This window comes from Desulfococcus sp. (assembly GCF_041737845.1).
Taxonomy (GTDB): domain Bacteria; phylum Desulfobacterota; class Desulfobacteria; order Desulfobacterales; family Desulfococcaceae; genus Desulfococcus.
In genome coordinates this window covers 1-11,043 of record NZ_JBGSQX010000151.1, presented here as the reverse complement: position 1 = coordinate 11,043, position 11,043 = coordinate 1, and the positions used below count along the sequence as shown (strand labels likewise).

The 11,043-nt window shown below is 59.3% G+C and carries 11 protein-coding genes; 9 read left to right on the top strand and 2 right to left on the bottom strand.

What is annotated here, in order from left to right:
- The coding region (locus tag ACEW8N_RS18740; protein ID WP_373501389.1) for a glutamate ligase domain-containing protein at positions 1 to 497 on the top strand (497 nt) is incomplete at its 5' end.
- A 42-nt stretch (positions 498 to 539) separates the two neighbouring features.
- The gene (locus ACEW8N_RS18735; protein ID WP_373501388.1) at positions 540 to 932 is read left to right on the top strand and encodes an ACT domain-containing protein; all 393 of its coding nucleotides are present in this window, start codon (positions 540 to 542) and stop codon (positions 930 to 932) included.
- A gap of 45 nt (positions 933 to 977) precedes the next feature.
- Here the strand turns inward: ACEW8N_RS18735 and amrB are convergent, their stop codons facing one another.
- Positions 978 to 1,433: an AmmeMemoRadiSam system protein B gene (amrB, locus tag ACEW8N_RS18730; RefSeq protein WP_373501387.1), complete on the bottom strand. Its 456-nt coding sequence runs from the start codon at positions 1,431 to 1,433 to the stop codon at positions 978 to 980.
- Positions 1,434 to 2,087: 654 nt separating this feature from the next.
- Here amrB and ACEW8N_RS18725 point away from each other — a divergent pair.
- The 4 genes from ACEW8N_RS18725 to ACEW8N_RS18710 all read left to right on the top strand — a co-directional run bounded on the left by ACEW8N_RS18725 (position 2,088) and on the right by ACEW8N_RS18710 (position 5,793).
- Positions 2,088 to 2,330 carry a hypothetical protein gene (locus tag ACEW8N_RS18725; RefSeq protein ID WP_373501386.1) on the top strand — a complete coding sequence of 81 codons (243 nt, stop codon included), beginning with the start codon at positions 2,088 to 2,090 and terminating at the stop codon, positions 2,328 to 2,330.
- 99 nt (positions 2,331 to 2,429) lie between these two features.
- Complete coding sequence (locus tag ACEW8N_RS18720; RefSeq protein ID WP_373501385.1) at positions 2,430 to 3,431, top strand: peptidoglycan-binding protein; 1,002 nt, start codon at positions 2,430 to 2,432, stop codon at positions 3,429 to 3,431.
- A 144-nt stretch (positions 3,432 to 3,575) separates the two neighbouring features.
- Complete coding sequence (locus ACEW8N_RS18715; RefSeq protein WP_373501384.1) at positions 3,576 to 4,868, top strand: DUF4157 domain-containing protein; 1,293 nt, start codon at positions 3,576 to 3,578, stop codon at positions 4,866 to 4,868.
- Positions 4,869 to 5,022: 154 nt separating this feature from the next.
- Positions 5,023 to 5,793, top strand: a complete 771-nt coding sequence (locus tag ACEW8N_RS18710; protein WP_373501383.1) for a hypothetical protein — start codon at positions 5,023 to 5,025, stop codon at positions 5,791 to 5,793.
- A 124-nt stretch (positions 5,794 to 5,917) separates the two neighbouring features.
- Here ACEW8N_RS18710 and ACEW8N_RS18705 read toward each other — a convergent pair whose 3' ends face one another.
- The gene (locus ACEW8N_RS18705; protein ID WP_373501382.1) at positions 5,918 to 6,871 is read right to left on the bottom strand and encodes a hypothetical protein; all 954 of its coding nucleotides are present in this window, start codon (positions 6,869 to 6,871) and stop codon (positions 5,918 to 5,920) included.
- Between the two features lie 470 nt (positions 6,872 to 7,341).
- Here ACEW8N_RS18705 and ACEW8N_RS18700 point away from each other — a divergent pair, with 470 nt between their 5' ends.
- The 3 genes from ACEW8N_RS18700 to ACEW8N_RS18690 form a co-directional block, all read left to right on the top strand.
- Entirely contained in the window at positions 7,342 to 8,763 is a 1,422-nt protein-coding gene (locus ACEW8N_RS18700) for an FAD-binding oxidoreductase (protein ID WP_373501381.1), read from the top strand.
- Positions 8,764 to 9,063: 300 nt separating this feature from the next.
- Entirely contained in the window at positions 9,064 to 9,981 is a 918-nt protein-coding gene (locus ACEW8N_RS18695) for an exopolyphosphatase (RefSeq protein WP_373501380.1), read from the top strand.
- A 420-nt stretch (positions 9,982 to 10,401) separates the two neighbouring features.
- Positions 10,402 to 11,043: peptidoglycan-binding protein (locus ACEW8N_RS18690; RefSeq protein ID WP_373501379.1), on the top strand; the 642-nt coding region annotated here is incomplete at its 3' end.

Sequence of the window (11,043 nt, the reverse complement as noted above, 5' to 3'; positions counted from 1 at the left end):
TGGCCGCCCGGCTGATGGGCGCCCCGGCCGCGGCGATCTCCCGGGCTTTGGGGGAGTTCCCGGGGGTGGAACACAGGCTAGAGATGTTCCTCGAGTCCGGGGGCGTCCGGTTCTGCAACGACTCGGCTGCCACGGTGCCCCAGGCCGTGGAAGCCGCACTGTTCGCCTTCGAGACTCCGATCGTTCTTATAACGGGGGGTACGGACAAGAACCTGGACTTCAGACCCGTGCGTTCCGCCTATCGGCGGGCGAAGGCCATCGTCCTGCTTGCCGGGACGGGTTCCGAAAAGCTCCGCACCCTCCTGGAACAGGACGGCACTTCCTACGAGGGTCCCTACGACGACCTGGACAAGGCCGTCCTCAGGGCGTTGGAGAAGTCCGCACCGGGGGACACGGTCCTCCTGTCCCCGGGCTGCACCTCCTTCGGCATGTTTCGGAACGAGTTCGACCGGGGCAGGAAATTCAAGGATTGCGCGGCCCGCCTGGCGGGCGCCTAGCGAGGCCGGGCGGGAAACATACGGCCGGCCGGGAGGGTTCCCATGAGGATCATCGCGAAGGACGGCGACTATTCCGTATATCGGTTCGAGGCGGACGCTCCGCTTCCGGAAGAGCTGTCCCGTACCGCCGGATTCCTGAGCGTGACCCGGACGGACCGGGAACTGTCCGCCGTGTGCGCCTCCGACGCGGTCCATGGAGCGGGCACCGAGGAGGGCGGTTGGACTCTCTGGGAGGTGGAGGGGCCCCTGGATTTCGGAATGATCGGCGTCCTCAGCTCCATCACCGTCCCCCTTGCGGCCGCGGGGATCAGCGTCTTCGCGGTATCGACCTACGACACGGACTACATCCTCTGGAAACTCGACAAGGCCGCAGCCGCCGTGCGGGCCCTCAGGGCAGCCGGTTTCGAGGTGGAGGGATCCGCCCGGTTCCCGTGAAGCCCACTGCGGCGGGGATCCGGTCGCGGATTCCGCCGGGATCGACTATTCGTATACCACGGAGCAGTACCCCACGAAGCTCTCCGAGGGGTGGACGTCATGGCTGGTGTAGTATCCGCAGAGCCTGGGATTCGTGTACCCCAGGGCCCGGGAGAATCCGACGGCCGCAGCCGCCGCGCCCGGGGAGCATGCCGCCTTGTCTTCGTTGCCCCGCCGGATCACTTCCCGGCCGTCCAGGGCAAACAGGGCGGCGATGAAGCCCGCGTCGTTCACGTCCCTCACCCACTCCAGCGCCTCGGTTCCCCTGCCCTTCGGGGAAAAGCCGTAGTTCGGTCCGTAGTGGGTCAGATCCGTGGAGGCCAGGAAGAAGACCTTGCGGCCCAGGTCCGCGGCCGCCCGCCTCAGGCTGGGGGCCTGCCCGGCCGCCCGGATCTCCCGGTCGAGATAGTCTAGAAAACTGCGCTGGGTTTCGGTCAAATCCGTCGGTTCCATTGACGTCATTCAGGGCCTCTTCATTAATGTCATCGCCATTACCATACCCATGTTCATGGGCGCCGGTGCTCATTGCAGGGCGTGTCTCGGCGCACCCAGGCTTTTTTTATGATAAAAATACGCCTGAGACATACAAATGTCAATATAAATGTATACAATAAGTAAAGCAAATTTTTTACATTATGCCGCAAAACCGCCCATTATCGAAACACGGAGGCTGCTGCCGGGTACCCGAAACAATACGGCGGCCGGGTGACGGTTTTCCCGGATCGTTGACTTTGGCGATTTTATGCATAATCTTCCGTTTGAAATTTTCCATCTCCCTTCTCAACCCACGATAAATCCATTACTTGCTGCTGTTCCGGATCGTTCCTGTCACAGGAGTAACGCAATCAGAATTCAACCCATCTGTTTGAAAAGCGAGATTATTTTCCAATCCGGCACATCTTTCAGATTTTCTCATTTTGCGAATAAAAATGTTTCGCAGCGATTAACCAATATCGAGCCAAAGGCAATAATCTCCCAAAATATACTACAATATCAACCTATCAGACCCAAAGTCCCTGTGGATAAATGGGGAAGTAATTTTTCGCAATTCGACTGCTCGAAAACCGAAAATCGCAGAACCCTGACCTCAATCTCATCTTAAAAATAGAGGGAAATATGAAAACCTTGCATTTTACAATCATCATCAATGCCCAAAGGGAAAAGGTCTGGACTGAAATGCTGGATCCGGAGAGCTTTAAAGCCTGGACCACGGCGTTCGAAAATTACACCTTGAGCGAACGCGATGGTACAACTGAAGTGAAGGTCGACATGGATGCACCGCCAGCGTATGAAGAATACATGAATCAGGCCCGGCCGAAGGCGCTGGCAAGATTGAAAGAAATCTGTGATCGCTCCTAACTCATTGGCACGCTATGATATTTTCACACCCGACGAGCGGCTTCACAAAGGATCGCATATTCCGCGCGGCCTGGGATCTAAAGCCTGGGCCTGCAACAGATGGAGGTTATCATGACACTTCAATCACAACTCTTCCGCGGTGACGTGAAACTCGAAGCAGCCGCTGTGTCGGACGCTGCGCACATCGTCTCGGGCGCAAAGGGAGATCACGTTCAGAAGGTTCAATTGGCGCTGATCCAATTGGACGGCGCAGCGATCACGCCGGATGGGATGTATGGCCCCGCCACCGCCGCTGCGGTGCTCGCATATAAACGGAAGCGAAATATCGTCAACCGCAGCTATCAGACGCAGGCAGACAACATCGTCGGCAAGATGACGATCGCGGCTATGGACAAAGAGATCCTCGCGCAGGAGCAGCCAGCCCCGAATGCAAGGACCTGTATCCTGTTCCAGGCGACTCCGATCGATGTCGCCGCCCCGCGCAGCTCAGGTCTGGCCTTGTCGGTCACGGGCAGCACTTCCGCCGCGGCTTCGGACGCGGACATCATGGCCAGGGCGGTCAGGTCGAGTCGATCGACGCTGCGAAGTTCGCGGGACAAACTGTTCGATGTCGCCAATGCGATCCGGGACAACAAGCCCCTCTCGCCGACGCTGACGCGCATGTTCAACATCGCCGCGAAATGGTTGAACCTCAGCACCGCCAATCAGCAGGCCGCCCTGCCCCACCTGGACTCGGCGACGAACCTGATGCTCAGAAATATCAACCTCAAGACCTCCACGGGAACCGATGTGGCGCTGCGGCGGGTTTCGGCATCCTTCCATGCGCTCTCGTTCCTGAATTCGCCGGACCTGGGCCTCCAATGCGGGACAACCTTCTTCAACCCGGACGGCCCGAACTGCCGGCGGGATGTGGTCACGCATGAGTTCTTTCACATGATCGGGATCACGCACGGCGGCGGGTCCTTAATGGGTCCGACCATCCGCAGCGCGATAACGACCCCGGCCCAGGCCCTGAACTCGGCGGACAACCTGGCCCAATTGGTCGCAGAGCTTGAAACGCCCGGAGGAAAAACGGACGCATGCGCCCGCGCCAGGGAGTAACGCTGGCGATGGTGCGGTGTCAATGGCGGCGGCACTGTTTTGGGGGTCGCGGTGGCCGGCACCGAGAAACCCGCCGGCCCCGGTCCGGTATTGCCTTGTGAATAAGGTTAGGCGTTTTAACATTCGGATAGAAGGAGGTATAGCATGCGCACTTCCGTACAGAAACCAAAGGCACCTCAGCAGGCTACACCCCCCAAATCTGCGGTACCCGGTCGAGCAATCCTTGAGCACAGCCATATCGTGAACTCGATTCTTCACCTGCAGCGCACGATCGGGAATCAGGCCGTGCAGGGGATGTTAGAAGCAGGTACGAGGAATTTCAAAGCAGCCTCGCCAACTGATAATGCCAGCGTCGGTCACGATTTCAGCCGGATGCCAGTGCATGCCAATGCCTATATTCAGCCGAAACTTACGATCGGTACTCCAGGAGATATAACCGAGCAGCAGGCAGATCGCGCCGCAGAGCAGGCGATGCATATGCCCGAGCCGGTAGCAGGGACCAGCGAAAAGAGCGAAGGAAGCGTTCAGGCAATTCAGGGCAGCGACCAGACTCTTTCACCACAGGAGAGATCCTTTTTTGAGCCGCGCTTCGGTCATGACTTCCGGCAGGTCCGGATCCATGCCGATGCGAGATCCGCCGGGATGGCAGAAGCATTGAACGCTGAAGCCTTCACATTCGGCCGCGACATCTACTTCGGTGCAGGGAAACGACGACCCGGAACCCGGGAAGCGGATCGGCTGCTCGCCCACGAGCTGGCCCACGTGGTGCAGCAATCACATACCGGCCAAACTCTTCAGCCCAAACTCAAGCTCACCGGGACGACAGACCATATATCCCGTGTGATCGCACTGCTGAACGCCGGCCTCCGCAACTTTTACTACGTCTCCGTCGATACGTCGGGACAAGTCAAGATCGATCCGATCCGCGCCGCGCATACATCCTCAATAACGGGCCCGAATGCGGAAGAGAAGGCGCTGGCTGACCAGTTGTGGTCGTTGACAACCGAATCAGGGACCACGACTGTCGACGTGGTCGCCGGAGGAATACCGATTGTCGGGAGCTACGAGCTGTCTCAGATTGACATCGCTGACATCGAGAGTCTGGGGAGTGGTCAGCCCGGTTGGAATGCGAGAGCTGCGCTCCTCCATGAACTCATTGAACAGCGAGAGAAACAACTTGGCACGACCAAAGGACAACGAGACTATGGATCCGACACGACGGGCGCTCATTCAAAAGGGCTGGCTGCGGAGCTCGGGCTGATCGGCGCGATCCTGGAGTCCGACACAGGGCTTGTCGGGGGGACAGTCAATGCGGATGGAACGATTAACGGTACTCGCACCGTAGTCTTCAAGTACCCGGATGGAACGCGATACCGCGTTGAGGTCACGCTATCACACAACAATATCACTGGTGTGACACGAACGAAGTTGTCCTGATCCACGCGACCATGCGAACGATAATCACCGGATGGTTGCCGCCGGGATGGCGATGATTCGAACTGCAATGGCAAGTTGCATACCGGTGATACTTTACTGCTGAGCTTCTGATCCTGGGCGGCTTACGACGTTATCACAGAAGGAGCTACCAACTATGCTGAACAGCGCTGATACCAGCAGAACGTTACACGAGTGCCTCGACACCTATCTATCCTCACTGCCCCTTCCCGGTCGGGAGCTGACCTCTGCGGACGTGGAGAAGGGTCAGGACAGCAAACTGTCTCTCATACAAGGCGGCGCTGCATCAGTTCCGGTGCTCTTGGACCGGTTCAGCGATCCTGATTTCCGTATCAAAGACATTTGCTATGACCTTGTGCTGGAAATAGGGAACCCGGCGAAAGATCCCCTGTACGGGGAACTGGGCATGCGGGGTCCGATCATGGACATCTGGATCGCCGCCATGCTCCAGCACATCGGTGAGGAAAGCGCGATGGTCCGGCTTTGGCCATATCTGCGAGATCCTGTTGATTATGTCAGGCACCTGACCGCCCTGGCGCTGGCGTTTCAAATTCTTGACTCGCCCGCAACACCTCCGGAGGAACTCTTAGCTGTTCTCGTGGATGCTCTTGGGAACGAACAGACGATTGAGGGCACGCATTTCACGATCGCTGGTTCCGCACTTGGCTGTCTGACTCGTTTGAGCGGAGAGAGTTTCATCTCTCCACCAAGAAAGATCCAGTTCTATAACTATGAGCACTTCCTTTACCCTCCTCCGTTGCACCCCTTCCCCTTTGCCGCAGACTACATAACCAAGGCTGAGGTGGAGGAGAGGTGGAACATCCGCAGACGTATTCAGGCATGGGTGGCCAGCCGCCCGCATCCGAAATCTCCTGGAAATGAAAACCTGAGGGAATGGGAGAAATGAATTCAAGTTCGTGGAGAGGACACAAGGAGCAAAAAACGCGTTCAGAGTAACCGGTCGGGATAAGGAGTAGCCTCACGGCAACCCCTTCCCGCACCATGCAGCAAACGTTTCACCTGCTTCGCCTTCATTCGACGCCAAGGCCCAGGTTCTGGAGAAACCGTCGGTCCGCGTTGGTGTGCCGGTTCCAGTAATCGAGCATCAGGATATGGGTCCGGCGGGCCTCCGTGGTCAGCTCTTTGCCGCCGAAATGGGGCGCGGCGCGAGAAGCGTCCCGCCAGCCGTCGATGCGGAAGGGGAATTCCCGCTCGAAGAAGATCGTAAGCATCCGTCCGCTCTCCGGGTAGCGGACGGTGTAGGCCGCGAGTTCCCGGCCTTCGGCGCTGGCGCGGTCCGCCGCATCGAGCGTGGCAACAACCTCGCGGACGGCCATGGGCGTATGGGCGAAACGGGAATGGAGCATGCCGGGGATCATCTTGAGCGTGCCCACGGGAAGGCTTTCCGGCGCGATCCGGATCAGGGTCCAGAGGGCGTCCTCCGAGACGGCGCCCGGGACGGCGTACTGCCGGTCGGCCTCCGCTTCGAAATACGAGTGCTCCTGAATATCGTAGCGGCCTTCCCGGAGGTTCATCTGCCCGTAGACATGGCCGCACCATTCCTGGGCCGAGAAGCTGATCTTGAGCGGCAGGGGGAAGGTGCGGACGTCCACGGGAGCAAACACCGACGTCATGACCGAATAGGGGTAGACGCCCGTGTAGAATTTCCGGGTGCTGTTGAGCTTCAGGACCGGGACATTTTCCGGCGCGGGCCGGTCGGCCTTGACCTGCAGTTGCGGGTTCACGGGCTCGGTGACAAAAACCAGGACCGCGTCGCCCTCGTGGATCTCGCCGTAGCGCGACTGCTTGAGCGCAAACCGGCTGATTTCGGCGCCGTTGGGGTACCAGTAGTCTTGGAAGGCCTCTTTTCCTACCGGGGAGACGGTCACCGGGGCGCCGAAAACCGCTGTAGAGAGCAAAAAAACGACGGCTCCTGTCAAAAGACATCCGAAGAGGATGACGGGCCTGATTCCTTGGCGGTTCATGCGCATGTGACGGCCTCCTGGCTAAGGGGTTTCAATCGCCTATTTTCTGGCGTGGAAATCGAACAGCGGGGTGGTGAGAACCCTCAACTTCAGGGCGTCGAGATGCGAGCTTTGCTGTACGTCCCGTAAAGGTAATGATGATGTCCGAAACGTCAAAGCGGGGACGGGTAGAGCTTTCATGGCGCCGGATTCTATCCCATTGACTTAGCCTCTTTCATGCATGAAAATTTAAAGGCCGATGGCAGCGATCTCCTTTCACCGACTCATTGCCCGTCCGGGCCGGTTCTCCAGTCGCCGACACCAGCGGGTGGCCATCGTCCGGTACCTCTGCAATCGAATGAGACGTGGGTTATGCGAACCTTTGCACATAAGCAGCCACCTTCCAGCCTTGCTCAGTCCAACACTTGTGCGGGGGGTGTCGGGCAACCGGCATTCCTGCCGCAACGATCCGATACAGAAAGGAACGATAAATGAACATAAAAGCGAAGACGATGGCAGGTCGCGAGATCGACCTGAAGCAGGACACACTCGACGCGTTGAAGATGCGTTTGCAGGGACCGCTGATCGTGCCTGGCGACGATGGCTACGATGCGTCCCGCATCCTATGGAACGGGATGATCGACAGAAAGCCCGGCATCGTAGCCCGCTGCCTCGGCGTCAATGACGTGATCACGTGCGTGCAGTTTGCGCGCGCAAATGAACTGCTGCTGAGCATCAAAGGCGGAGGACACAACATCGCGGGACTGGCCGCCGCCGATGGTGCGATGATGCTCGACATGTCGCTCATGCGAGGCGTATGGGTGGACCCGCGAAGAAAGATCGCCCACGCGCAGGCGGGTTGCCTGATAGCCGATGTGGATCGCGAAACGCAGGTGCACGGACTCGCGACCGTCCTCGGTTTTGTCTCGCTCACGGGCATCGCAGGACTAACCCTGGGTGGTGGCTTCGGCTACCTGACGAGGCGGTGGGGCTGGACGTCGGATAACGTCATCGGCATGGATGTCGTGACTGCAGATGCACGGCTTGTGCGCGCAAGCAACGACGATTACCCGGATCTCTTCTGGGGGCTCCGGGGTGGCGGCGGGAATTTTGGCGTCGTTACCGGCATCGAATACAAGCTCCATCCCGTCGGTCCTGAAGTTGTCGGCGGCGCCGTAGCCTGGCCTGCAAGCGAGGCGCCCAAGGTGCTCGATTTGTACCGAACGCTCGCAGAGACAGCCCCTCTCGAACTCACGCTCGTCGCGCTCATGCGCCCGGCGCCCCCTGCGCCGTGGCTTCCGAAAGAGATGCATGGGAAGCCGATCGTGGCTTTGCTTGCATGCTACAACGGGAGACCCGAGGAAGGCGAAAAGGTCGTCGCCCCAATCAAGTCATTCGGCAAGCCTATCGGGGATGTGCTCGTCCGCCGGCCGTATACGCAGATTCAGTCGCTCCTCGACGCGGCGCAGCCGAAGGGCCGGCGCTATTACTGGAAGAGCGAGTACCTCTCCTGCATCGAACCTGTTCTGTGCGAGAAGGTCATCGAGCATGCGGCAAGAATCCAATCGCCTCACTCGGCCGTGATCTTGTTCCAGATCGGAGGCGCTCTGAATCAATTCACAGAGGAGCACTCTCCCGTCGGCAACCGCGAGGCTCGCTACGTGCTGAACATAGCAGGTTCGTGGGAGCAGCCGGGCGAGGACAGGGCACACATCGAATGGGCCCGCGATGCGTGGAATGATATGAAATCATTCTCCACCGGCGGCACGTACATCAACTTTCTGACGGAGGACGAAGGTCCCGAACGCATGAAGGCGGCGCTCGGCAAGGGAATCGATCGGCTCGCCGAGGTTAAGGCGAAATGGGATCCGCAGAACGTGTTCCGAACGAACCGAAACATCAAACCGGCATGAGAACGCCTGTGCGTTCAGCTTCCGGGTGCTGTTGAACTACAGGCCCGGAGTGCTCTCCGGCGCGGGCCGGTCCGAGCTTTCCCGGGGCCGGATTCCCGGGGGATTTTCCGGCACCATGGAGAGAGTGTTAAATTTACCCTACTTTTTTGAAGCGGGTCATGGTAATCACATAATATATTTTATAATGATTTAGGTGTGCTCTATGGATAAAATATTGATATCGGTGTGTTGTCCTGCTGAAGCATGATCGGATGGGAGCACCCCTCGACGACGCACCCCCAACAAGGGAGAATGAAAACGATGAGACTGCTGACCCGTTCGGATTTTGACGGCCTCGGATGTGCCGCGCTGCTCAAGGAAAAGGGCATGATCGAGGATATCAAATTTGTCCACCCCAAGGATATCCAGGATGGAAAAATCGCGGTGAACGAAAATGACATTCTGGCCAATATCCCATACGTCAGAGGCTGCGGCCTCTGGTTCGACCACCACTCCAGCGAGATGGAGCGGCAGGCCCATGGCGCGTTCCGGGGCAAGAGCGACCCCTCCGCAGCCAGCGCCGCCCGCGTGATTTACGAGTACTACGGCGGGGCGGGGACCTTTGACGCACCGCACCTGGAGGACCTGGTCCGGGCGGTGGACAAGGCCGACTCCGGCGCGTTTGCGGTGGAGGATATCCTGGCCCCCGAAGGGTGGGACCTGCTCTCCTTTGTCATGGACCCCCGAACCGGGCTGGGCCGCTACAAGGACTATCGCATCAGCAATTACAGCCTCATGATGGACATGATCGACTACTGCCGCAGCAGAAGCGTCGAGGAGATCCTGCAAACCGAGGACGTGAAGGAGCGGACCCGCCGGTATTTCGATCAGGATCGGCTGTATCGGGAGATGGTCCGGGCCAACACCACCCTCCACGGCAATGTCATCGTCCTGGATCTGAGGAACCAGGAGGAGATCTATACCGGGAACCGCTTCCTCCTGTACAGCCTGTATCCGGATCAGAACGTCTCGATCCAGGTGATGTGGGGGTTTCAGCGGCAGAATATCGTCATGGCCTGCGGCTACAGCATCGTAAACCGGACCTGCACGGTCGATATCGGCTCGTTGATGCTGAAATACGGCGGCGGGGGGCATCAAAAGGTCGGGACCTGCCAGGTCGCCGTCGACAACGCCGATGCCGTGCTCCAGACGCTGATTGAAGAGATGCGGGCGGCCTGATTCGCGGACCGTCCTGCGCTCCGGGCGTCATCCCCGAGGCGGCAGCCGGGGGGATGACGCCGGAGGAAACCCGCCCCATGCCTCCCGTCCGTCGGCATGAACGATAAAAGGCGCCGGTGGAACCGGGGTTCCGTTGTTGACTTCGCCGCTTTTATGCATAAGATTTTTGCTATATTGTTTTTGAGGGATCCGTTCCCGAACTTTACCCGTTTCCTATCCACTGAATCAATTTCAACCTGCCTGCGTCCGAAGGTGTCGCGGCGAAATGCCATGAGTCGCCGAGTCCCGCGGTAAGAGCGGTCCGCATGAACAGAGGGGCCTACGAACCGCATCGAGGTTGCTTTCACGGCGGGAGCGGGCCGTCAACTTATCGCATTTTTCTTCCTTTGGGAAGAAAGCGCATCACAGCGAGGTTTCGTCATGCCATTCAAATCCTCCATCCTTGCCGGCAGCCCCCGCCTGGACCAGGCCGCCGCGGGCGGACCGGCGGTAAAGCCGGCCCCTCCGCCCGACAATCCGGATGCGGTCAGGCGTATCCAGAAAGCCCTGGTGGCGCTGGGATTCCCCCTGCCCCTCTCCTTTCCCAACGGACCGAACCCGGACCCGGACGGGAAGTACGGTCAGGAGACCTTCACCGCCGTGATCGCCTTTCAGCGGAAGGCATTTCCCACGGACCCGTCCCAGTGGGACGGCCGGGTGGGCAAGAATACGCTCGCCAAGATGGATGCGATGCTGCCGGCCGGTGCGGCGCCGCCGGTCGTCCCGCCGGCGACCATGTCCGCGCTCGCGGAAAAGGACAAGGCCACGTCCATCCAGTGGGCCCAGGCGGCCGTCCGGAGCCTGACGGCGGCCCGCCAGACCCTCCAGTCGCTGTCCGGCGGATCCACCATCCCCGGGCTGCCGCCGATCCTGCCTCCTGCTTTCCGGCTGACCTTCGACGCCCTGGAGGCCCATTTCCATATCAGCACGGCCGCCGTATCGCAGATCGCTTTTATCGACGCCGTCATCGCCATTTACCAGAAGGTGCTCACCCTCCTTTCCAACAGCCGGGCGTTCTTCGTC